The sequence below is a fragment of the Paenirhodobacter sp. YD-8 genome, assembly GCF_056590935.1.
Window position 1 is genome coordinate 1,627,561 of the sequence record NZ_CM152649.1, and the last position, 22,787, is coordinate 1,650,347.

The window sequence follows — 22,787 nt, forward strand, 5'->3', positions numbered from 1 at the left end:
CGATGACCGCCGTTTCCACCTCTGCGCCGGCCCCCGCCGCCGCCCGTCGTGCCACCCTCTTCGCCCTTGCCGTGGTCTTCATCGACATGGTCGGTCTCGGCCTGATCCTGCCGGTCATGCCGCGGCTGATCGAGGAGGTCGGCCATATCGGGCTGGGCGATGCCGCCACCATCGGTGGGGCGCTGTTTGCCGTCTATTCGCTCGCCCAGTTCCTGCTGGCGCCGATGCTCGGCGCGCTCTCCGACCGGATCGGGCGGCGGCCGCTTCTGCTTCTGGCCGTGGGCGGGCTCGGGCTTGACTATGTGCTGCATGCGCTGGCGCCCAGCCTCGGCTGGCTGTTCGTCGGGCGGATCATCGCCGGCGGCTGCGGTGCCTCCTTCGTGATCGCCAATGCCTGCCTTGCCGATGTCTCGACACCCGAGAACCGCGCCCGCGTCTTCGGCCTGATGGGGGCGGCCTTCGGGCTGGGCTTCGTGCTCGGGCCGGGGCTGGGCGGCATGCTCGGCACGCTCGGCACGCGGGTGCCGTTCTGGGTGGCGGCGGGGCTGGCGCTGGCGAATTTCGTCTTCGGCCTGATCGCGCTGCCCGAGACCCTCGCGCCCGAGAAGCGCCGCGCCTTCGTCTGGCGCGAGGCGAACCCGCTCGGTGTGCTGACCGTCTTCGCGCGCTACCGTGGCGTCTTGCCGATGGCGGCGGTGGTCTTCCTCTATTTTTTCGGCTCGGCGGTCTATCCGGCGATCTGGTCGTTCTGGGGGATCGCGAAATTCGGCTGGTCCGAATTCACCGTGGGCATCAGTCTTGCGGGCTTCGGCGGCGTGATGGCGCTCGCGCAGGCGACGCTCGTCGGCCCCGCGGTCGCACGCTGGGGCGAGGCGCGGGTGGCGCTCTTCGGCCTGTTCGTCGCGGCGGTCGTCTGCCTGGGCTACGGGCTCTCGACCGGGCTCGCCATGGTGCTGGTGCTGCTGCTGCTGCATGCGCCCGAGGGCTTCGTGCATCCGATGATGAGCGCGCTGATGTCGCGCGCCGTGCCCGAGGACGCGCAGGGCGCGTTGCAGGGCGGCATCTCGGCGCTGATGAGCCTCGCGATGCTGCTGGGCACGCTGTTCTTCACCTGGATCTTCGGCTATTTCCTGTCGGGCGCCGCGCCCTGGCGCAGCCCGGACGCGGCCTTCTTCACCGCGGCGGCGGTGCTTGTCGTGCCGCTCGGGTTGTTCGCGGGGCTGATGCGACGCCACAGGATCTGAGGCGGACATGGACGAGATCTTCACCGGAAACTTCACCCAGCAGGAGCCGATCCCCGAGGCGGCGATCGAGGCGGCGGTCGCAGTGCTGCGCACGGGGCGGCTGCACCGCTACAACACCGTGCCCGGCGAGGCGGGCGAGGCCGCCCTCCTCGAAGAGGAATTCGCCGCGGCGATCGGGTCGAAATACTGCCTGGCGGTGGCCTCGGGTGGCTATGCGCTTGGCTGCGCGCTGCGCGCGGTGGGGGTGAGACCCGGCGACACGGTGTTGACGAACGGCTTCACCCTGGCCCCGGTGCCGGGGGCGATCGCCTCGCTTGGCGCGGTGCCGGTCTTCGTCGAGGTGACCGAGGATCTGGTGATCGACCTCGACGATCTCGTGGTCAAGGCGGATCAGGCGCGGGTCTTGATGCTCAGCCACATGCGCGGCCATATCTGCGACATGGACCGGCTGATGGAGATCGCCCGCGCCCACGACCTGACCGTGATCGAGGATTGCGCCCATACGATGGGGGCTTCCTGGGCGGGGATGCCGTCCGGGCGCCACGGCGCCATCGGCTGCTATTCCACCCAGACCTACAAGCACATGAACTCGGGCGAGGGCGGGCTGATCGTCTCGGACGATCCCGACCTGATGGCGCGGATGATCCTCCTGTCGGGGAGCTACATGCTCTACCCGCGCCACCGCGCCGCGCCGCCCGCCGCGCATTTCGAGGGGCTGAAATACGACACGCCGAATGTCTCGGGGCGGATGGACAATCTGCGCGCCGCGGTGCTGCGCCCGCAGATCCCGACCCTGCCCGAGCGGGTCGCACGCTGGAATGCGCTCTACCGGGTGATGGAGGCGGGGCTTGCGGGCGTCGCGGGGCTGCGCCTCGTCGCCCGTCCGCAGGCCGAGGCCTATGTCGGCTCGTCCTTCCAGTTCCTGCTGCCGGGCCACGGCTCCGAGCGCATCGCCGCCCTCGTCGCGCGGCTCGCCGCACGCGGGGTCGAGCTGAAATGGTTCGGCCCGGCCGAGCCCACCGGCTTCACCTCGCGCTATGACAGCTGGAAATACGCCCCGGTGCAAAGCCTGCCGCGCACCGACCGGGTGGTGGCGGCGCTGCTTGACCTGCGCCTGCCGCTGACCTTCGCCGAGGCCAATGTGGCCCAGATCGCGCGCATCATCGCGCAGGAAGTGCCGCGCTGAGGCCGGGGCAAGGGGGCGCTGCCCCCTCGCGGCCAGGGCCGCTCACCCCCGAGGTATTTCGGCCAAGATGAAAGCAGGGGCCTCTTCCGCTTCCGATTGCCTCAAATATCCCGGGGGGAGTCCGCAGGACGGGGGGCAGCGCCCCCCTGATCCGCGAGGTCCCAGGCGCGCGCGCGGGCGGGAAGATCGGCCATCACCGCGCGCCGTTCCGCGGGCGTCATCCGCGCCCAGCGGCCGATCTCCTCGAGGCGGCGAAAACAGCCGGTGCAGACTTTCGTCTCGGGATGCAGCGCGCAGAGCTTGCGGCAGGGGCTTTCGATCGCCCCGCACTCAGCCATCGGCGCGACCGAGATAGCCGAGCCGGTCGAGCGCGCCCTGCAGGATGAACCCCGCCGCGACATGGTCGATGCGCTCGGCCCGCGCGCGCCGCGACAGATCCGCCTCGAGCATCGCGCGCTCGGCCGCGACGGTCGAGAGGCGCTCGTCCCAGAAGGTGATCGGCAGCGGCGTCAGTTTCTCGAGGTTGCGCGCGAAGGCGCGGGTCGACTGGCAGCGCGGGCCCTCCGATCCGTCCATGTTGCGCGGCAGGCCGAGCACGATGCCGGTCAGCGCCCGCCCGGCGATGATCTCGAGCAGCTTCTCGGCATCGAGGGTGAATTTCTCGCGCCGGATCGTGCGCAGCGGCGTCGCCACCGAGCGCAGCCCGTCCGAGACCGCGACCCCGATCGTCTTCGTGCCGAGGTCGAGCCCGGCGACGGCGCCGGCGCGGGGTAGGGCGGTGGCGAAGGCCTCGATCGTGTCGCAGATCACGGCGCCACCTTCGCGGCTTCGGCCGCCTGCTGCACCATGGCAAGCGCGGCGGCATCGCCCGCGAGCGCCACCTGCGCCTTGCCGTAGATCTCCTTCGCGCGGTCGGTGTCGCCGAGCATCGCAAGCGAGCGCACGGCGCGCGCCCATTCCTGCGCCGAGCCGCCCTCGGTCGTCAGCCGTTCGACCAGCCCGTCGACCATGCCGCGGATCATCTGCTGGCGCTCCTCGGGGCTCATCTCGGCGGCATTCTGCACGTCCTCGGCGCTCGGCCCCGGCATCGCGCCGGCCATCGGGGCCCCGGCCGGGGCGCCGCCCATCGGCCCCATCGCTGCGCCGACCGGTGCCCGGGTCGCCGCATCGATCTTCGCGAGCGCCTCCTTGTCGGAGACGAATTTCGACCGTGCCTCGGTCGCGATCGCATCGGCGCGCCCGGTGTCGCCCAGCATCCTGAGCGAGGAGACGAGCTTTGCCCAATCCTCGACCGGGCCGCCCTCGGAGGCGAGGCGGTCGTTCAGCTGCTCGACCATGCCGCGGATCATCTGCATCCGCTCCTCGGGCGTCATCTGCGCCGCATTCGCCATGTCGGCGGCCGAGGGGCCGCGCGCGCCCGGCGGGGTATAGTTCTGCTCGCCCGCAAGCCAGGCGAGTTCCTCGATATTCGCCCGGATCGGCGCGTTCCAGGGCGCATCGGCGGGGGTGTTGCGCAGCAGGCCGTCCCAGAGCAGGAAGGCGCGGTCGGGCCGGCCGTTCTGCCCCATCATCAGCCCGACGTAGTAAAGCGCGAGGCCGTTCTTCGGCTCCTTGTCGAGGGCGGTGGCAAAGGCCGCCTCGGCGTCGCGGGTGACAAGTCCGCCCGCCGCGACCACCATGTCCTCGCCAAGCTGGGCGTAATCCTCGCCGGTCGCCGCGTCGCCCTTCGCCGCGATCAGCCGCTTCTGCGCCTCGTAGCCGGCGCGGAAATTCCCCATCGCCATCTCGTTGCGGGCAAGCAGGGTCAGGCCTTCGAGGTCGGTCGGCCGCTCGGCCACCGCCTGGCGCAGCTTCTCCATCAGCTCGGCGAATTTCGGATCGACCGCCGGGGCCGGGCCGCGGCTTGCGGCCGCCTGCTTCTCTGCCTCGTCCTGCGAGGGGCGGCTGGCATAGGAGGTGTCGGCCTCGGCCAGACGCTGGCGGATCGGCATGTCGCCATAGCCGCGCGCGCCGAGCACCGCATAGCCCGCGAAGGCCGCGCCCAGAAGCACCACCACCATGCCGAAGGCAGCAAGGGTGGCGCCGCGCGGCGCCTCGCCCGCCCGCCGGCCCAGGTCCTTGCCGGCGCGCTCCTGCCGGTCGGCCTCGAGCATCCGGCGCGAGATCTCGATCTTCGTGCGCTCGGCCTCCTCGGGCGAGATCACGCCGCGGGCGCGGTCCTTCTCGAGATCGGAGAGCTGGTCGCGATAGACCTGCACGTCATAGCTCGCGGTCGAGGTCTCCTCCTCCGGATGCCGGCGCAGCAGCGCAAGACCGAACAGCAGGGCGATCATCGCCACGAGGGCGGCGGTGAGTATCCAGAACAGCATGGCGTCTCCTATCCTCGCCCCCGTTTAGGCGATGTGTCCGGGGCACGAAAGAGACAAGCGCGTGAGGGGGCGCCGTGTCGCATGAGGCGATGTCGCTTTTTTCCCTGCGATGCCGCTTGAGGGGGGCTTTCGCGACAGGGGCGGGTCCATCAAGGTGGGGAAGGGCGGCACTGACTCGCCGCTTTCGGACAGTCGACGGGCGAAGGAAACGCGATGAGACGGTATTCGATGTTCGCGGTGGCGCGCGAGGCGCTGCGCTACCACGCGGGCTGGGAGCGCGCCTGGCGCTCGCCCGAGCCGAAGAAGCGCTATGACGTGGTGGTCGTGGGCGCGGGCGGGCATGGCCTTGCCACCGCCTATTACCTCGGCAAGGTGCATGGCATCACCAATGTCGCGGTGATCGAGAAGGGCTGGCTTGGCGGCGGCAACACCGGGCGCAACACCACGATCATCCGCTCGAACTATCTGCAGGATGCCTCGGCCGCGATCTTCGAGAAGGCGCTGCAGCTTTACGAGGGCCTGTCGCAGGATCTGAACTACAACGTCATGTTCAGCCCGCGCGGCCTTCTGATGCTGGCGCAGTCCGAGCACGAGATGCGCGGCTACAAGCGCACGGTCTATGCCAACGCCCTGCAGGGCGTGCAGACCGAATGGATCTCGCGCGAGCGGGTGAAGGAGCTGGTGCCGATCATCAACCTCGACGGGCCGCGCTATCCGGTTCTGGGCGCGCTCTATCAGGAACGCGGCGGCACCGCGCGCCACGACGCCGTCGCCTGGGGCTATGCCCGCGGCTGCTCGGCAATGGGGATGGACATCATCCAGCAATGCGAGGTCACCGGCATCCGCACGGTGAACGGCAAGGTGCAGGGCATCGACACCACCAAGGGCGCGATCGACTGCGGTAAGCTCGCGATGGTCGTCGCCGGTCACTCGGGCGTTCTGGCCGAGATGGCGGGCTTCCGGCTGCCGCTCGAATCCGTCGCGCTGCAGGCCTGGGTTTCCGAACCGATCAAGCCGGTGATCGACGTCGTGGTCATGGCGAACCTCGTCCATTGCTACATCAGCCAGTCCGACAAGGGCGAGCTGGTGCTGGGCGGCGGCATCGACCATTGCAACAACTTCACGCAGCGCGGCTCGTGGTACACGCTCGAGGAGACCACCCGCGCCCTCGTCGAGACCTATCCGGTGGTGTCGCGGCTGAAGATGCTGCGCCAATGGGGCGGCATCGTCGACATCACCGGCGACCATTCGCCGATCATCTCGAAGACGCCGGTCGAGGGCATCTTCGTCGATTGCGGCTGGGGCACCGGCGGCTTCAAGGCGATCCCGGGCTCGGGCTGGGCGATGGCGGAACTGGTGGCGAAGGGCCATTCGCCCTTGGCCGAGGGCTTTGGCCTGAACCGCTTCCGCGAGGGCCGCTTCATCGACGAATCGGTCGCGGCCGGGGTGGCGCACTGATGTCCGCGCAGGTTTCCGGACCGGCGCTGACGCTGGTGTTTCTCGAGGATGCGATGGTGCTGACGCGGCGCACCTTCGCCGACTGGCGTGCGGTGCAGGATCATTATCCGCGCTACAAGGCCAGCCTTGCGCCCGATGGTCCCGCGCATGTGGCCGAGTATCTGAGCGCCGATTACCCCGACATGCCCGAGGAAACCGGGCATGGCTGGTCCGAGGTCGTGGCCGCCTTCGTCGCCTCCGGCGCGGAGGAGATGCCGCTCGCGCGTGACGGCGCATGGGTGTGCCGATGCTGACCCTCTCCCTTTCATCTTGCCCGAAATACCTCGGGGGTCCGGGGGCAGCGCCCCTGGCACTCTCCATCAGGAAGGCCCGCTGACATGCTGACATTCACCTGCCCCTACTGCGGCGTTGCCGCCGAGGAGAGCGAACTCACCGGCGGTGGCGAGGCGCATCTGAAGCGCTTCGGCCCCGGCTCGTCGGACGCCGAGTTCGAGGCGTATCTGTTCACCCGCAAGAACCCGAAGGGCGTGCATTTCGAGCGCTGGCGCCATGCCTATGGCTGCGGCAAGTGGTTCCTCGCCGCGCGCGACACCAACACGCTCGAGGTCTTCGGCACCTATCCGGCGCAGACGACCGAACCGCCGGCCGATCTGATCGCCGCCATCAAGAACAAGCGCCCGGGCTGGGAGGGCTGGAAATAATGAGCACCCGTCTTGCGAAAGGGGGGCGGCTTCTCGACCGCTCGAAGCCCCTCAACTTCACCTTCAACGGCACGCCGCTGCGCGGCTTTCAGGGCGACACGTTGGCCTCGGCGCTGCTCGGCTCGGGCAAGACCCTGCTCGGCCGGTCGTTCAAGTATCACCGCCCGCGCGGCCTTGTCGCCTCGGGCGTCGAGGAGCCGAACGTCCTGGTGAACCTCGGCCGCAATGCGCGGCTCGAGCCCGATCAGCGCGCCACCACCACCGAGCTTTTCGAGGGTGCCGAGGCGGCAAGCCAGAACCACTGGCCCTCGCTCGAGTTCGACATCGGCGAGATCAACGACAAGATCGGCAAGCTGTTTCCGGCGGGCTTCTACTACAAGACCTTCATGGCGCCGAAATGGGCGTGGAAGCATCTGTTCGAGCCGGTGATCCGGCAGGCCGCGGGCCTGGGCGCCGCGCCGAAGGAGGCCGACCCCGACCGGTACGAACAGACCTATGCCTTCTGCGACGTGCTGGTTGCGGGCGGTGGTGTCGCGGGTCTTGCCGCGGCGCTCGCCGAGGCGAAGGCCGGCAAGCGCGTGATGGTGATGGAGCAGACCGCCTTCTGGGGCGGCCGTGCGCCGGTCGACGGCGGCACCATCGACGGGCTGGCCCCCGACGAATGGGTCAGGAACGCCATCGAGACGCTTGAAAAGATGGAGAATGTCCAGCTTTTCACCCGCACCATGGTGTCGGGGCTCTATAACCACGGCTATGTCATCGGCTATCAGCGTGTGGCCGATCACACCCCGGGCGACGGCCGTCCGCGCCATCGTCTGTGGCGCATCCGTGCGGGTCTCGTCATCACCGCGACCGGTGCGCTCGAGCGCCCGCTCGCCTTCGCCGGCAATGACGTGCCGGGCGTGATGCTGGCCTCGGCGGTGCGCGACTATGTGGTGAACTGGGCGGTGAGCCCGGGCGACCGCGTGGTGATCGTGACCAACAACGACGACGCCTATCGCACCGCGCTGGCCGTCCTCGACGCCGGGCTCAGCGTGCCGGTGGTGATCGACGCGCGCGACAGCGTCACCGGCGCGCTGCCGATGGCGGTGAAGGCGCGCGGCGTGCGTGTGCTCGAGGGCCGCGGTGTCGCCAAGGTGCTCGGCCGCAAGGCCGTCACCGGCGTCGAGATCTGCGCCCAGGCGGGTGAGGGCGGGGTGATCGAGACCGTCGCCTGCGACTGCGTCGCGATGTCGGGCGGCTGGTCGCCGGTGGTCCACCTGTTCTCGCATGTCGGCGGCAAGCTGATCTGGGACGAGGCGGGGGCGATGTTCCGCCCCGACGCCACCCGTCCGCCGATCAAGGCCGACGGCACGGCGCTGGCCCGGGCGGTCGGCGCGGCGAATGGCGCGCTCACCCTCGACGCGCTCTGCGCCGAGGCCGGGCTCGCCGCTCAGGTCGAGCCCGAGGCGCCGCTCGCGCCGGTCTGGGTGATGCCCGCGGGGGCGAAGGAGGCGCTCAAGTTCAAGGCCTTCCTCGACTACCAGAACGACGTGAAGGTCTCGGACGTGCAGCTCGCGGCGCGCGAGGGCTATACCTCGGTCGAGCATACCAAGCGCTATACCACGCTCGGCATGGCCTCGGATCAGGGGAAGCTCTCGAACATCAACGGTCTCGCGATCCTGTCGGATGCGCTCGGTCAGGCGATCCCGCAGACCGGCACCACCACCTTCCGCCCGCCCTACACCCCGATCAGCTTCGGCGCCGTCGCGGCCGAGGCGAAGGGCGAGATCTTCCAGCCGCTGCGCCGCACCCCGATGCACGGCTGGCACGAGGCGAAAGGCGCGCATTGGGAACCCGTGGGCCTGTGGCGCCGGCCCTATTGCTACCCGCGCTCGGGCGAAAGCCACCGCGATGCGGTGAACCGCGAGATCACCAACACCCGCACCAATGTCGGGCTGCTCGATGCCTCGACGCTGGGCAAGATCGTGGTCAAGGGGCCCGATGCCGGCCGCTTCCTCGACATGCTCTACACCGGCATGATGTCGACCCTGCCGGTCGGCAAGTGTCGCTACGGGATCATGTGCAATGAGAACGGCTTCCTGATGGACGACGGGGTCGTGGTGCGGCTGAGCGAGGACAGCTGGCTGTGCCACACCACCTCGGGCGGGGCCGAGCATATCCACGCCTGGATGGAAGACTGGCTGCAATGCGAGTGGTGGGACTGGAAGGTCTACACGGCCAACCTGACCGAGCAATATGCGCAGGTCGCGGTGGTCGGTCCGAAGGCGCGCGCGGTGCTCGAAAAGCTCGGCGGCATGGATGTCTCGAAAGAGGCGCTGCCCTTCATGACCTGGGCCGAAGGCACGCTCGGCGGCTTCCCGGCGCGGGTGTTCCGGATCTCCTTCTCGGGCGAGCTCTCCTATGAAATCGCGGTGCCCGCGAACATGGGGCTGGCCTTCTGGGAGGCGCTGAATGCCGCGGGCGCCGAATTCGGCTCGATGCCCTATGGCACCGAGGCGCTGCATGTGATGCGCGCCGAGAAGGGCTTTATCATGATCGGCGACGAGACCGATGGCACGGTGATCCCGCAGGATCTGAACCTCGGCTGGGCGATCTCGAAGAAGAAGGACGACTATCTGGGCAAGCGCGCACAGGCGCGGGTCGAGATGGCGCGCCCGGACCGGTGGCGTCTCGTCGGGCTCGAGACGATCGACGGCACGGTGCTGCCCGATGGCGTCTATGCCGTGGCCGAAGGCCACAATGCGAACGGCCAGCGCAACACGCAGGGCCGCGTGACCTCGACCTACTGGTCGCCGACGCTGAAGAAGGGCATCGCGATGGGGCTGGTCGTGAACGGGCCCGAACGGATGGGCGAGGTGCTCGACTTCCCCGGCGATGGCGGGGTGGTGCACAAGGTGAAGATCGTCGATCCGTGCTTCTACGACAAGGAAGGGGAGAAGGCCAATGTCTGAGGCAATGTCCGCGCTGAAGGGCGAGACCCACGTGGGTTTCGCCACCGTGGCCGAGGCGGGGCTCACCGGCATGGTGACGATCCGGGCCGACCTTGCCGACCCGGCGCTTGCCGCGGCGCTCGGCCCGCTCGGCCTGACCGTGCCGGCGCTGCGCCAGGTCACGGCGGCCGGCGGCCGCTCGCTGGGCTGGATGAGCCCTGACGAGCTGCTGCTGGTCTGCGGCTATGACGAGGCGCCGGGGCTGGCCGCCACGCTCGCCACCGCGCTGGCCGAAAGCCACGCGCTGGTGGTGAACGTGTCGGACATGCGCGCGCGTTTCACCGTCTCGGGGGCGAAGGCCCGCGAGGTGATGATGAAGCTCTGCCCGCTCGACTTCGCCACCCTGCCGGTGATGGAGATGCGCCGCACCCGTGCCGCCCAGGTGGCGGTGGCGCTGTGGCGCTCGGGCGCGGACGAGATCAGCCTCGTCTGCTTCCGCTCGGTCGCGACCTATGTGATGGGGCTGCTCGAGGTCTCCTCGCGCCGCGGTGGCGAGATCTTCTGATCCCGGCTCGAGTAAACTCATTGTGATATCCGAATGGGGCGAGTACAATCGCCCCATTCTCATTGGAGTTCCCCACGATGAAAAAGTTCATCGCATGCGCCCTTGCCGGGGCGGTTCTCCTGACGTCTCCTGCGCCGCTCGCGGCAGAGAGCGCGAAAGATCTGCATGTCCCGAAGGGCGCGCACGTTCTGTTGTGCAAGTTCGCCGTCACGGCGCGCGACAAGACGACCCCGCCGATGGCCCTGGTGATGACTGATCCGTCCGGGAAGATGTTGGCCTATGATGGGCTCATGGCCTACGGCCATCTGCCGCCGCAACCGGTTGCGGTGCTGACTGAAAACAACATCCGCACGACCTATGGCTGGACCGTGCCGGGCGGCAAGGATGACCTCAACCAATATGCGCCGTCGATAAAGGTGCGCCTGACCGTGCAGAAGGCCGACATGTCGGCTCTGCTCATGGTCAACCCGGTGGGCTATCGCACCGAAAGCGCGCGCGGCAGCTGTCAGGCCGGCGTGGTCGACAAGTAATCCGCTTCGGGGGCGCCCGCCTCTCCGCGCCGCTGTTCCGCTTCCAATTGCCGCAAATATCCCGGGGGGAGCGCGTCAGCGCGGGGGGCAGCGCCCCCCGGCCCGCCGCCGGCAGGCCCCTCGTTTCCCGGTCTGTCCGAAAAGATCCACGGGGAGACATATTCGTATAGACGAATGAATTCCCCTGCGTCATCGTCCCCGCACGCAACAGGATACACGGGACGGACAGATGGCGGGACAGCGCGGCATTTTCGCAAGGATAGGGATGGTGGCGGTTCCCGCGGCCCTCGGGGTGGCGGCGATCTTCTATGCCGGACGGCTGAAGACCCTGCCCGAACCCGTGGCGGCGAATCGCGCGCCGGCGCTTGTCCGGGTCATCACGCTGGCCCCGACCGATCTCGTGCCGCGGATCAGCGGCTATGGCACGGTGGCGCCGGTGCGCGAATGGCGCGCCATCGCGCGGGCCGAGGGCGAGATCACCGCCGTCGCGCAGCCGCTTGCTGCGGGCGACATCGTCGCGGCCGACACGCTTCTCTTCCGCATCGACGACACCGATCTGAAGCTCGACCTCGCCAATATCGAGGCGCAGGTCGCCGCCTCGCGGGTCAAGGACCAGACCGTCGAGATCAGCCTCGGGCTCGCGCGCAAGGATCTTGAGCTTGCGCAGCAGGACCTGAAGCGGCAGGAGCGGCTGAACACCCAGGGCGTGGCGACGCAGGCCGCGCTCGAGACCTCGCGCCGGCAGGAGCTGGTGGCCGAGACCAAGGTCACCGATCTCGAGAGCCAGCTGAAGCTGAACGCGGCCGAGCGCGACGTTCTGGCGACGCAGCGCGACTCGATCCTGCGCGCGATCGCCTTTGCCGAGGTGCGCGCGCCCTATGCCCTGCGGGTGACGGCGCTCGATGCCGATCTCGGCCAATACGTCAACCGCGGTCAGGTGCTGCTCGAGGCCGAGGGGACCGAGGCAGTCGACATCTCGGCGCAATTCCCGATCGGCCGGATCGGGCCCTTGCTGCGGCTTGCGGGCGAGGGGGCGACAGTCACCGGGCTCGACGCGCGGGTGAAGCTGCCCGCGGCCGAACATGCGGTGGTCTGGAAGGCCAGGGTCGAGCGGGTCGGCGACGCGATCGACGCCACGACCCAAAGCGCGCCGGTGGTGGTGCGTGTGGACGATCCGCAGGGGCAGAGCGTGGCGGGCGAGCGTCCGCCCTTGCGGCGCAACATGGTGGTCGAGGTCGAGCTCTTCGCGCCGAAACGCGCGGCCCTCGTCGTGCCGGCCGAGGCGGTGGCGGGCGGCACTGCGCTGGTGGTGTCGGAGGCGGGCACGCTCGAGCCGCGCAAGGTCGAGACCGGCTTCGTCTCGGGCGACCTCGCGGTGGTGACGAAGGGGCTTGCGGCGGGCGACCGGCTGGTCGTCACCGATCCCTCGATTGCCGTGCCCGGCATGGCGGTGAAGCCGGTCGAGGACGAGACCCGCAAGGCCGAGATTGCGGCCGAGGCGCTCGGCCAGGCCCCCGGTGCGGCAAAACCCGGCGCCGGCATGGGCGGCGGCTCTGGTGCCGGCATGGGCGGCGGCTCGGGCGGCGGCGGTGCGGGCAAGACCCCGGAGGCCGGCCAATGATCCGCCTCTTTGCCGGCCATCGCACCGCCGCCAACATCCTGATGCTGGCGATTGCCGGGCTCGGGCTGCTGGCGCTGCCGATGCTGCAGCGCGACACCTTCCCGGCGACCCCGCCCTCCGAGGTCTCGGTCCGCATCGCCTATCCGGGCGCCGCCCCCGCCGAGGTCGAGACCGGCATCTGCACCGTTGCCGATCCGCTGCTGATGAAGGTCGAGAACCTCGCCAAGCTGACCTGTCTGGCGCGCGAGAACGCGGCGCAGATCACCGCCGAGATCCTCGAGGGCGCGGACATGACGCGCTTTTCGAACGACATCAAGGATGCGGTCGACGGCATCACCAGCTTCCCCGACAAGGCCGAGGACCCGGTGACGCAGATCGTCGCGCGCGTAGCCTCGGTCGCCTCGGTCGCCGTCACCGGGCCCGAGGACCCGGCCGTGCTTTACGCCTATGCGCAGGCGCTCGCCGACCGGCTGCGCGCCGATCCGGCGATCTCGCTGGTCGATGTCACGGGCTTTTCCGATCGCGAGGTGGCGGTCGAGTTCGACCGCGCCGCGCTCGAACGCTTCGGGCTCGACATGGCGGGCGTGGCGACGGCACTCGCGCGCGACAGCTTCGACATGCCGGCGGGCACGCTCGAGGGCGCGGCGGGCGACACCGCGATCCGCTTCCTCGGCGAAAAGCGCACGCCCGCCCAGCTTGCCCAGATCCCGCTGCGCAGCAGCGCCTCGGGCGGCACCGTGCGGCTCGGCGATGTCGCGACGATCCGCGCGGGCTTTGCCGATCCCTCCCAGGCGACCTGGTTCAACGGCCATCGCGCCGCCATCGTCGCGGTGTCGAAGACCGCCTCGCAGGACGCGCTGAAGGTCAAGGCGGCGCTCGATCGGCAGATCGCGCAGGCCCGGGCCGAGGCGCCGGCGGGCATCACCCTTGCGATCTCGCAGGATTCGACCTCGAACATCGTCGAGCGGCTGCGCATCATCGGGGTGAACGGGGTGCAGGGGCTGGTGCTCGTGCTGGTGGCGATGTGGCTCTTCTTCGGGCTGCGGATGTCGTTCTGGGTGGCGATGGGCCTGCCGGTCAGCTTCCTGGGCGCCATCTTCGCGATGCAGATGCTGGGCTATACCGTCAACATGATGACGATGGTGGCGCTGCTGGTCGCGACCGGGCTCTTGATGGACGATGCCATCGTGATCTCGGAGAACATCGTACGCCGGCGGCAGGCGGGCGAGGCGCCGCTCGAGGCCGCGGTGAACGGGGTGAAGCAGGTCGGGCCGGGGGTCATCGCCTCCTTCCTGACCACGGCAATGGTGATCGGCCCGCTCAGCTTCCTTTCCGGCAACATCGGCGCGTTGCTGAAATACATCCCGATCGTGCTGCTGATCACCCTGACCGTCAGCCTGATCGAGGCCTTCCTGATCCTGCCCGCGCACATGCGCCATTCGCTGGCGGGCGACATGCGCCCGGGCGCCGTCAGCCGCGCGGTGAATGCCGCCTTCGACCGGCTGCGCGACGGGGTGGTGGTGCCGCTCGCGGGGCTGGCGCTGCGCTTCCGCTATCTGACGCTCGGCCTTGCGATCTTCCTCGTGGCGCTCTCCGTCGCCCCCTTCACCGGCGGCTTCATCAAGTATCAGAGCTTCCCCACGCTCGAGAGCGACACCGTCGAGGCGCGTCTTCTGCTGGCCGAGGGCTCGCCGCTTGCGCGCACCGAGGCGCGGGTGGCGAAGGTGGTGAAGGCGCTTGAAAAGCTGAACGCCGATCTGACCCCCGATCAGCCGGGCGCCCAGCCCCTGGTGCAAAGCTATACCGTCACCTACGGGGTGAATGCCGACAGCCCGTCGAGCGGGCCGAACATGGCGACGGTCAGCGCCGCGCTGCTGCCCGCGGGCACCCGCACCACGCCGGTGGGCGCGGTGCTCGACGGCTGGAAGAAGGGCGTCGGCCAGATGCCCGACATGGCCGCCTTCCGCATCACCGACAAGGAGCGCGGCGCCGGCGGCAAGCCCATCGACCTGCTCCTCGAGGGGGAGGATCTGGCCGAGCTTGCCACCACCGCGCGCGAGCTGCGCCGCTTCTTCCGCGGCTTCGACGGGGTGCGCGACGTCACCTTCGACCTGCAGCCGGGCAAGCCCGAGCTGGTGGTGCGGATCAAGCCGGCCGAGGCGGCGCTGCTGGGGGTGACCCCGCTCGCGCTGGCCGGCGAGCTGCGTTCGGCCTTCCGCGGCGACAGCGCCGTCACCTTCGCCGATGCCCGCGGCCCGATCGACATCGTGGCCCGCCTTGCGGCCTCCGAGCGGCGCGACATCGGCGATGTGCTGGCGCTGCGCGTGCCGGGGGCGAACGGCGCGCTGGTGCCGCTTGCGGCGGTGGCCGAGGTGACCCAGACCCGCGGCTACAACACCATCACCCATGTGAACGGGGTGCGCGCGGTCTCGGTGCAAGGCACCATCGACCCCGCCGTCGCCAATGCGCGCGAGCTGATGGCGGCGATGCGGGCCGATTACCTGCCGGGGCTTGCCGAGAAGCGGCCGGGGGTCAAGGTCGTGGTGCTGGGCGAGGAGGAGGACACCGCGACCACCGGCGCCTCGCTTGCGCGCTTCATGCTGGCGGGCGCCGTTGGCGTCTATCTGCTCCTCGCCTTCACCCTGTCGAGCTTCATCCGCCCGGTGGCGGTGATCGCCGCGGTGCCGCTGGGCCTGATCGGGGTGATGTGGGGGCACATGGCGCTCGGGCTGCAGATCTCGCTGCCAAGTCTCGTCGGCCTCGCCACGCTCGTGGGGGTCGCGGTGAATGACACGATCCTGCTCGACGCCTTCATCGGCGAGCGCCGCGCCGCCGGCATGCCGATGCTCGAGGCCGGGCGCGAGGCGGTGCGCGACCGCTTCCGCGCGATCTTCCTGACCTCGCTCACCACCGTCGTCGGCCTCGGCCCGCTGCTCTTCGAGCAAAGCACCCAGGCCCAGTTCCTGCGCCCGATCGTGGCCAGCCTCGCCTTCGGGCTGACCTCGGCGACGCTGCTGTCGCTCTTCGTGACGCCGGCGATTCTCGCCATTCTCGAGGATCTCGGCCTCTCGGTCGCCGACCGGGCCGGGGCCGAGGAGGCCCCGCGCCCCGCCGCGGCGGGCTGAGCGCCAACAGGGCAGGGGGCGCGACACCGGCCGGTGCGCGCCCCCTTTCATGGCCATCGCCCGCACTGCACCCGATCTGTGCGGATGCGCCCTTGACCTCCCGCCCCGGCGCCCTTCAATTAGGGCCAATCGAACGCAACCGAGGACGAGACACATGGCTTTCGAACTTCCTGCCCTTCCCTATGCCCACGACGCTCTGGCCGATCTGGGCATGTCGAAGGAAACCCTCGAATATCACCACGACCTGCACCACAAGGCCTATGTCGACAACGGCAACAAGGCCATCGCGGGCACCGAGTGGGAAGGCAAGTCGGTCGAGGAGATCGTCAAGGGCACCTATCAGGCCGGCGCCGTGGCGCAGAACGGCATCTTCAACAACGCCTCGCAGCACTGGAACCACACCCAGTTCTGGGAAATGATGGGCCCGGGCGGCAAGGCGATGCCGGGCGAGCTGGAAAAGGCGCTGGTCGAGTCGTTCGGCTCGGTCGCCAAGTTCAAGGAAGACTTCGCCGCCGCCGGCGCCGCGCAGTTCGGCTCGGGCTGGGCCTGGCTGGTGAAGGACGTCGACGGCGCGCTCAAGGTCACCAAGACCGAGAACGGCGTGAACCCGCTGTGCTTCGGCCAGACCGCGCTTCTGGGCTGTGACGTGTGGGAACACTCCTACTACATCGACTTCCGCAACAAGCGTCCGGCCTACCTGACCAACTTCCTCGAGAAGCTGGTGAACTGGGAAAACGTCGCCTCGCGCCTGTAATCGCCGCGCGTGCCGGAATCGAGGGCCCGCCGGAGCGATCCGGCGGGCCTTTTCATGTCCGCGCGACGGGCTGCGGCGCTTTGTCCGGGGCACTGGACATTGGCACCGAGCAGGCCCATCCTTGGGGGCAGGGGGATGAGAGGAGGAGGATATCATGCTGCTTTCCAAGGGAATGCGGGTTCTGGTCTCGGACGAGACGCGGGCCCTTCTTCTGGAGACTGCCGGCGACACGAAAGCGCCCGAGCTGCGGATTGTGGCGGAATGCCGGGCGGCTCCGGAGGTGGAATTCGCCGACAAGCCCGGCCGCGAGGGTGACCGGGCGACCGGGCATGGCACCGCCTTCGAGCAGGGCGATCCCGAGAGGGTCGGGCAGGAGCGCTTCGCGCGCGATCTCGTGGCGTTTCTCGGCACCCATGCCGGCGAGCGGCTCGTGCTGGTGGCGCCGCCGCGCATGCTGGCCGCGCTGCGCGCCGTTCTGCCCGAGGCACTGGCCGCGCGTGTCGTGGCGGAGCTCGACAAGACCCTGACCGGCCATCCGCTGCCCGAGGTGGCGCAGGTGCTGGCCGCGGCGCTCGATCCGGTCTGACGGATCGCCGCGCGGGCGGCCTTGGCCTCCATCCCGTGATCCCGTCCGGGATCACGGGGCGGTGAAGCTGCGCCGAAGTGGCCGGTCTTCCCTTTCCTTGCCGTTTCGTGCAGTGCTGGCGCGCAACGGCAGGGGGTGGTCATGCGCGAGACGGTCAAGGGGTTCTGGGCACTGATCGCGGTCTGTCTGACCTGGGGGCTGTCCGGCATCTACTACAAGCTGCTCGCCTCGGTGCCGCCGCTTGAGGTGCTGGCGCATCGCACGGTCTGGTCGGTGGTCTTCTTCGCCGTGGTGCTGGCCTTTCAGGGCCAGCTCGGCCATCTCGTCACCGCGCTGCGCAACCCGCGGCAGGTGGGCGCGCTGGCGCTCGCGGCGGTGCTGATCTCGCTCAACTGGTATGGCTTCATCTGGTCTGTGCAGAACGGCCACGCGATGGAAGCGAGCCTTGGCTATTACATCTTTCCGCTGGTCGCGGTGGCGCTCGGCATGATCTTCCTGCGCGAGCGGATGGGGCGGCTGCAGACGCTCGCGGTGCTGATCGCCACCTGTGCGGTGCTGTGGCTGACCTGGTCGCTGGGCAAGGCGCCCTGGATCGCGCTGACCCTTGCCGCGACCTTCGGGCTCTACGGGCTGATCAAGAAGGGCATCGACCTGCCGCCGGCGGTCTCGGTCTGTGCCGAGGTGGTGCTGCTCGCCCCCTTCGCGCTGGCACTGTTGATCGCCGAGCATTTCGGCTGGGGCTTCGCGCCGCAGTCGGGCAGTTTCGGCGGCGACTGGACGATGAGCGCGCTGCTCGCCTTTTCGGGGGTGCTGACCGGCGGGCCGCTGATGCTGTTCTCCTATGCGGCGCAGCGGGTGCGGCTGGCGACGGTGGGGGTGATGCTCTACCTCAACCCGACGCTGCAATTCCTGGTGGCGGTCATCGCCTTCGGCGAGCCGCTGACCCATGCCTATCTTGTCGCCTTCCCGCTGATCTGGGGGGCGCTGGCGCTCTACTCCTTCGCCAGCCTGCGCGGTGCGGCGCAGGCTGGCTGAGCCCGCCTCAGCCGAAGGCGGTGACGAGCGCGGCTTCCAGCGCCGCGACATCGGGCACCGTCACCACGAAGTCGCGCAGGCTCGGCGCGGCAAAGCCCTCGGCCACGATGTTCTCGACCAGCGCAATGAGCGGCTGCCAGTAGCCTTCGGTGTCGAGCAGGAAGATCGGCTTCGTGTGCAGCCCGATCTGGCGCCAGGTCAGCACCTCGAAGAACTCGTCGAGCGAGCCCGCGCCGCCCGGCAGCACGACGATCGCGTCCGAATTCATGTACATCACCTTCTTGCGCTCGTGCATCGTCTCGGTGACGACGAAGGCGGTCAGGTCGCGCTTGCCCACCTCGAGCGGGAAGAGGTGGGCGGGAATCACCCCGAAGGTGGCGCCGCCGGCGGCCTGCGCGGCGCGCGCGACCTCGCCCATCAGACCGACATCGCCCGCGCCATAGACAAGGCGCCAGTTGCGCGCGGCCAGCAGCGCGCCGGTGGCACGGGCGGCCTCGGCATAGGCGGGGCGCGCACCGGGCCGGGCGCCGCAGAAGACGCAGACGGAATGGACGGGCAGGGGCATGGCTGATCCTTCGATGGGCCCGTGCGGGCAGCGGAGGCCATCCGGCCGGCGGTTCGGGCGCGCGGGGAGTTGCTTTGTGCCGTGATACCGGCTCAAGTGGGCAGGCTCAAGCCGTGGCGCAGACCGCGGGCGAAAGAGGGAAAAGGACGACGGCGATGACGGATGGTGCGGAGGGCGGCGGCAAGCGCGCGGGGCTCGGCGGGGTTGCCGCGGGGGCGGCGGTTGCAGTGGCGATCGTGGCGGTCCTGGCGGGATGGTGGGCGGTGAACGGGCCGGTGCCCGGCGCGGCGCCCGAAAGCGCGGAACCGGCGGCGCCCAGGGTGGCCGAACCCGTCGCGCCCGCGCAGGGCGAGGCGACCCCGGCCGCGACCGGGGCCGGGACGGGCGAGACGACCGCCGCGGCAGGGGCGCCGGCACCGGCCGCGCCGACCGGCGCCGCCGAGGTCGCGCGCTTCGACGTGCTGCGCGTCACGCCCGAGGGCGGGCTGACGCTCGCCGGCAAGACCGCGCCCGGGGCGAGGGTCGAGGTGCTGCTCGATGGCGCGCCGCTCGACACGGTGAGCGCCGATGCGAATGGCGATTTCGTCCTCCTCTCCACCACGGTCGCGCCCTCGGCCGCGGCACGGGTGCTGAGCGTGAAGGTCACCGGCGCCGATGGCGTCACCCGCGATCTGGTCGAGACCCTGACCGTGGCACCGAGCCCCGAGGCGCTTGCCCAGGCGGCGACGGCGGCGGGGGCGGCGCCCGAGGTGGTGGCCGAGCAGGTCGCCGCGGCCGAGACGCTGGCGGCGAAACCGCTGGTCACCGATGCTGCCGGGGCCGAGGTGCTGGCCGGTGCCTCGGAGGCGCTCGTCATCGATACGCTCGCCTTCGGCACCGGGGGCGCGATCGAGATCAGCGGCCGCGGCGCGCCGGCGGGCGTGGTGCTGCGCGCCTATGTCGACAATGCCGAGGCGGGGCTGGTGCAGGCCGGCGCCGATGGCGGCTGGCGGATGCAGCTGCCGAAGGCCGCGCCCGGGCCGCACGAGCTGCGCGTCGATGCGATCGATGCGGCGGGCAAGGTGGTGGCGCGCGCAGGCACGAGCTTCGAGGCCACGGCGCCCGAGACCCTGGCCGCGTCGGCCAAGGGCGCGGGGGCGGGGGCTGGTGCCCCGGCTGGGGCGCGCGTCGTCACCATCGCGCGGGGCAACACGCTCTGGGCGATCGCGCGCGACACCTATGGCGACCCCTATCTTTATGTGAAGCTCTTCGAGGCGAACCGCGACCAGATCCGCGACCCCGACCTGATCTATCCGGGCCAGGTCTTCACCCTGCCCGAGTGAAGGCGAAAGGGGCTGGACTCCGGCGCGCGGCGGCTTAGGTAGGGTCCGGACACGGGCGGGCAGGGATGCCCCGCCCGTCTTTTCCGATGACCCGAACCGACAGAAGGCGCCGCCGCGCCAGCGAGGATTCCATGCCGCCCTCCCAGATCACCCAATCCGGCAAGCTCAGCGCCGAGGACCGGGCGCGCAACATGCGCACGCTGCGCTCGGTGCTGCCCTATCTGTGGCCGGCCGATCACCCCTGGGTGAAGCAGCGCGTGCTGATCGCGATGGTGCTGCTGATCGCGGCCAAGGTGATCTCGGTCGCGACGCCGCTGGTCTACAAGGCCTCTGTCGACAGCCTTGCGGGCACGGCGCGCGACGAAGGCTGGCTGCTGCCCCTGGGCGCGGTGGCGCTGACGGTGATCTACGGCCTGGCTCGGCTCGGCTCGGTGGGCTTTGGCGAGCTGCGCGACGCGGTCTTCGTGCGGGTGGCACAGCGGGCGCTGCGGGCGCTGGCGCTCGAGACCTTCCGCCACATCCATGCGCTCTCGATGCGCTATCACATCACCCGCAAGACCGGCGGGCTGAGCCGGATCATCGAGCGCGGCGTGAAGGGCGTCGAGTTCCTGCTGCGCTTCATGCTGTTCTCGGTCGGGCCGCTGATCCTCGAGCTGACCCTTGTCACCATCCTCTTCGCGGTGCTCTTCGACTGGCGCTATGCGCTCGTGGTGGTGGTCACGATCTGGGCCTATGTCACCTTCACCTTCAAGGTGACCGAGGTGCGCGTGGCGATCCGGCGCAAGATGAACGATGCCGACACGGCGGCGAACCAGAAGGCGATCGACAGCCTGCTGAACTTCGAGACGGTGAAGTATTTCGGTGCCGAACGGCGCGAGGCCGAACGCTACGACGCCTCGATGGCGGGGTACGAGAAGGCCGCGGTGAAGACCGGGCAGAGCCTGGCCTTCCTGAACTTCGGCCAGACGCTGATCATCACCGCGGGGCTTGTCGCGGTGATGGTGATGGCGGCGCTCGAGGTGAAGTCGGGCAAGCTGACCGTCGGCGATTTCGTCATGGTGCAGGCCTACATGATCCAGATCACCATGCCGCTCGGTTTCCTCGGCACGGTCTATCGCGAGATCCGTCAGGCGCTCGTCGACATGGGCGAGATGTTCGACCTGCTGCACCAGCCTGCCGAGATCACGGACAAGCCCGGCGCGCCGGCGCTGACCGTCACCGGCGGCGAGGTCTGTTTCGACGCGGTGAAATTCGCCTATCACCCGGACCGGCCGATCCTGAAGGGGATCTCGCTGACCGTGGCGGCGGGGCAGCGCGTGGCACTCGTCGGCCCCTCGGGCTCGGGCAAGTCGACGATCGGGCGGCTTCTGTTCCGCTTCTATGACGTCACCGGCGGCGCGATCCGCATCGACGGGCAGGACCTCCGCGACGTCACCCAGCAAAGCCTGCATGACGCGATCGGCGTGGTGCCGCAGGACACGGTGCTGTTCAACGACACGATCCGCTACAACATCGCCTATGGCCGCGCCGATGCCACCGAGGCCGAGATCGTCGCCGCCGCCAAGGCCGCAAAGATCCATGACTTCGTGATGTCGCTGCCCGAGGGCTATGACACCGCCGTGGGCGAGCGCGGGCTGAAGCTGTCGGGCGGCGAGAAACAGCGCGTCGGCATCGCCCGCACGCTGCTGAAGAACCCGCCGATCCTGCTGCTCGACGAGGCGACCTCGGCGCTTGATACCCAGACCGAGCGCGACATCCAGGACAGCCTGAACGCCATGGGCGAGGGGCGCACCGTCATCACCATCGCGCACCGGCTCTCGACCATCGCCGATGCGGATTGCATCGTGGTGCTCGAGAAGGGCGAGATCGTCGAGGAAGGCACGCATGAGGCGCTTCTGGCCCGCGGCGGGCGCTATGCCGCGATGTGGGCGCGCCAGTCTGCCGAGGACGGCGAGACGGAGGAGAGCGCGGCCTGATCGGGCCGCGCCCATCACATCCCGGCGCGCCCCTGCCGGCCGGCCGGGGCCGGCCTTGGCAAGCGGGCGCGCTTGCGTATAAGAAGGCGCGACAGATCAAGGAGTCCGCCCGTGGATCAGACCGACAGCTTTATCGAGGAAGTCACCGAGGAAGTGCGTCGCGACCGGCTGTTTGCGGCCTTCCGCAGATACGGCTGGATCGGTGCGGTGGCGATCGTCGCGATCGTCGGCGGCTCGGCCTATACCGAGTGGCAGAAGATCCGCAACCGCGACGCGGCGCAGGCCTTCGGGGATTCGCTTCTGGCCGCGGTGCAGGCCGACGACCCGGGCGCGGCGCTGGCCGAGATCCAGGCCGATGGTCCGCGCGCGGGTGTGGCGAAGCTGATGGCGGCCGCGCAGGCGGTGCAGGATGGCCGCACCGAGGCGGCGCTGGCCGATCTGAAGGCGGTGGCCGGGGACACGTCCCTGCCCGCAAGCCTGCGCGATCTGGCCCGGCTGAAGACGGTTCTGGTCGCCGGTGACACGATGACGGCCGAGGCGCGCCGCACCGAGCTCGAGGCGCTGGCCCAGCCCGGCGCGCCATATCGGCTGATGGCGCTCGAACAGCTCGCGGTGCTCGCGCTCGAGACCGGCGACCCGGCTGAGGCGATCGCCAAGGCCCGCGAAGTGCTGGCCGATTCCGCGGTCACGCCGGGCTTGCAACAGCGCGCGACTGAGTTGATTGTGGCCCTGGGCGGTGACCCGGCGGCCGAGGCCGCCGCGCAGTAAGCGCGCGGTCTGCGCAGGACCGGCACGGGAAACGAAGGCAGGGGGACGA

20 protein-coding genes are annotated in these 22,787 nt (G+C 69.7%); 16 read left to right on the forward strand and 4 right to left on the reverse strand.

Annotated elements, in window-relative coordinates:
* Positions 1 to 2 precede the first annotated feature (2 nt).
* Entirely contained in the window at positions 3 to 1,244 is a 1,242-nt protein-coding gene (locus tag AC0QTQ_RS07980) for an MFS transporter (protein WP_480259001.1), read from the forward strand.
* A 7-nt stretch (positions 1,245 to 1,251) separates the two neighbouring features.
* Entirely contained in the window at positions 1,252 to 2,430 is a 1,179-nt protein-coding gene (locus tag AC0QTQ_RS07985) for a DegT/DnrJ/EryC1/StrS family aminotransferase (protein WP_480259002.1), read from the forward strand.
* Positions 2,431 to 2,531: 101 nt separating this feature from the next.
* Here AC0QTQ_RS07985 and AC0QTQ_RS07990 read toward each other — a convergent pair whose 3' ends face one another.
* Genes AC0QTQ_RS07990 through ccmI form a run of 3 tightly spaced genes read right to left on the reverse strand, consistent with a single transcriptional unit; the run spans position 2,532 to position 4,799 of the window.
* Entirely contained in the window at positions 2,532 to 2,831 is a 300-nt protein-coding gene (locus AC0QTQ_RS07990; protein ID WP_480259003.1) for a DUF1289 domain-containing protein, read from the reverse strand.
* Entirely contained in the window at positions 2,761 to 3,240 is a 480-nt protein-coding gene (ruvX, locus tag AC0QTQ_RS07995) for a Holliday junction resolvase RuvX (protein ID WP_121531300.1), read from the reverse strand. Before ruvX ends, AC0QTQ_RS07990 begins: the two co-directional genes overlap by 71 nt.
* Complete coding sequence (ccmI, locus tag AC0QTQ_RS08000) at positions 3,237 to 4,799, reverse strand: c-type cytochrome biogenesis protein CcmI (protein WP_480259004.1); 1,563 nt, start codon at positions 4,797 to 4,799, stop codon at positions 3,237 to 3,239. Before ccmI ends, ruvX begins: the two co-directional genes overlap by 4 nt.
* A gap of 213 nt (positions 4,800 to 5,012) precedes the next feature.
* Here ccmI and AC0QTQ_RS08005 point away from each other — a divergent pair, with 213 nt between their 5' ends.
* From AC0QTQ_RS08005 to rarD, 11 genes are all read left to right on the forward strand, one after another.
* A complete protein-coding gene (locus AC0QTQ_RS08005; protein WP_480259005.1) occupies positions 5,013 to 6,257 on the forward strand; it encodes a sarcosine oxidase subunit beta family protein in 1,245 nt (414 codons plus the stop codon).
* Positions 6,257 to 6,550: a hypothetical protein gene (locus tag AC0QTQ_RS08010; protein ID WP_480259006.1), complete on the forward strand. Its 294-nt coding sequence runs from the start codon at positions 6,257 to 6,259 to the stop codon at positions 6,548 to 6,550. The genes AC0QTQ_RS08005 and AC0QTQ_RS08010 overlap by 1 nt, the downstream gene beginning before the upstream one ends.
* A gap of 84 nt (positions 6,551 to 6,634) precedes the next feature.
* Entirely contained in the window at positions 6,635 to 6,958 is a 324-nt protein-coding gene (locus AC0QTQ_RS08015) for a sarcosine oxidase subunit delta (RefSeq protein WP_480259007.1), read from the forward strand.
* The gene (locus AC0QTQ_RS08020) at positions 6,958 to 9,912 is read left to right on the forward strand and encodes a sarcosine oxidase subunit alpha family protein (protein ID WP_480259008.1); all 2,955 of its coding nucleotides are present in this window, start codon (positions 6,958 to 6,960) and stop codon (positions 9,910 to 9,912) included. The genes AC0QTQ_RS08015 and AC0QTQ_RS08020 overlap by 1 nt, the downstream gene beginning before the upstream one ends.
* On the forward strand, positions 9,905 to 10,456 hold the full coding sequence (locus AC0QTQ_RS08025; protein ID WP_480259009.1) for a sarcosine oxidase subunit gamma: 552 nt from the start codon (positions 9,905 to 9,907) through the stop codon (positions 10,454 to 10,456). Before AC0QTQ_RS08020 ends, AC0QTQ_RS08025 begins: the two co-directional genes overlap by 8 nt.
* A 77-nt stretch (positions 10,457 to 10,533) precedes the next feature.
* A complete protein-coding gene (locus AC0QTQ_RS08030) occupies positions 10,534 to 10,986 on the forward strand; it encodes a hypothetical protein (protein ID WP_480259010.1) in 453 nt (150 codons plus the stop codon).
* 268 nt (positions 10,987 to 11,254) lie between these two features.
* Entirely contained in the window at positions 11,255 to 12,607 is a 1,353-nt protein-coding gene (locus tag AC0QTQ_RS08035) for an efflux RND transporter periplasmic adaptor subunit (RefSeq protein WP_480259011.1), read from the forward strand.
* A complete protein-coding gene (locus tag AC0QTQ_RS08040) occupies positions 12,604 to 15,732 on the forward strand; it encodes an efflux RND transporter permease subunit (RefSeq protein ID WP_480259012.1) in 3,129 nt (1,042 codons plus the stop codon). Before AC0QTQ_RS08035 ends, AC0QTQ_RS08040 begins: the two co-directional genes overlap by 4 nt.
* A gap of 154 nt (positions 15,733 to 15,886) precedes the next feature.
* On the forward strand, positions 15,887 to 16,486 hold the full coding sequence (locus AC0QTQ_RS08045) for a superoxide dismutase (RefSeq protein ID WP_121531286.1): 600 nt from the start codon (positions 15,887 to 15,889) through the stop codon (positions 16,484 to 16,486).
* 154 nt (positions 16,487 to 16,640) lie between these two features.
* A complete protein-coding gene (locus tag AC0QTQ_RS08050; protein ID WP_480259013.1) occupies positions 16,641 to 17,072 on the forward strand; it encodes a baeRF12 domain-containing protein in 432 nt (143 codons plus the stop codon).
* A gap of 141 nt (positions 17,073 to 17,213) precedes the next feature.
* Positions 17,214 to 18,107, forward strand: a complete 894-nt coding sequence (gene rarD, locus AC0QTQ_RS08055; protein WP_121531282.1) for an EamA family transporter RarD — start codon at positions 17,214 to 17,216, stop codon at positions 18,105 to 18,107.
* A 7-nt stretch (positions 18,108 to 18,114) separates the two neighbouring features.
* Here rarD and AC0QTQ_RS08060 read toward each other — a convergent pair whose 3' ends face one another.
* Complete coding sequence (locus tag AC0QTQ_RS08060; RefSeq protein ID WP_121531280.1) at positions 18,115 to 18,672, reverse strand: LOG family protein; 558 nt, start codon at positions 18,670 to 18,672, stop codon at positions 18,115 to 18,117.
* Between the two features lie 155 nt (positions 18,673 to 18,827).
* Between AC0QTQ_RS08060 and AC0QTQ_RS08065 the strand changes: the two genes are divergently transcribed.
* The 3 genes from AC0QTQ_RS08065 (at position 18,828) to AC0QTQ_RS08075 (ending at position 22,738) form a co-directional block, all read left to right on the forward strand.
* Entirely contained in the window at positions 18,828 to 19,994 is a 1,167-nt protein-coding gene (locus AC0QTQ_RS08065; RefSeq protein ID WP_480259014.1) for a LysM peptidoglycan-binding domain-containing protein, read from the forward strand.
* Between the two features lie 191 nt (positions 19,995 to 20,185).
* Positions 20,186 to 21,970: an ABCB family ABC transporter ATP-binding protein/permease gene (locus AC0QTQ_RS08070; RefSeq protein ID WP_480259206.1), complete on the forward strand. Its 1,785-nt coding sequence runs from the start codon at positions 20,186 to 20,188 to the stop codon at positions 21,968 to 21,970.
* Positions 21,971 to 22,081: 111 nt separating this feature from the next.
* Positions 22,082 to 22,738, forward strand: a complete 657-nt coding sequence (locus AC0QTQ_RS08075; RefSeq protein ID WP_480259015.1) for a tetratricopeptide repeat protein — start codon at positions 22,082 to 22,084, stop codon at positions 22,736 to 22,738.
* The last annotated feature ends 49 nt before the right edge of the window (positions 22,739 to 22,787 follow it).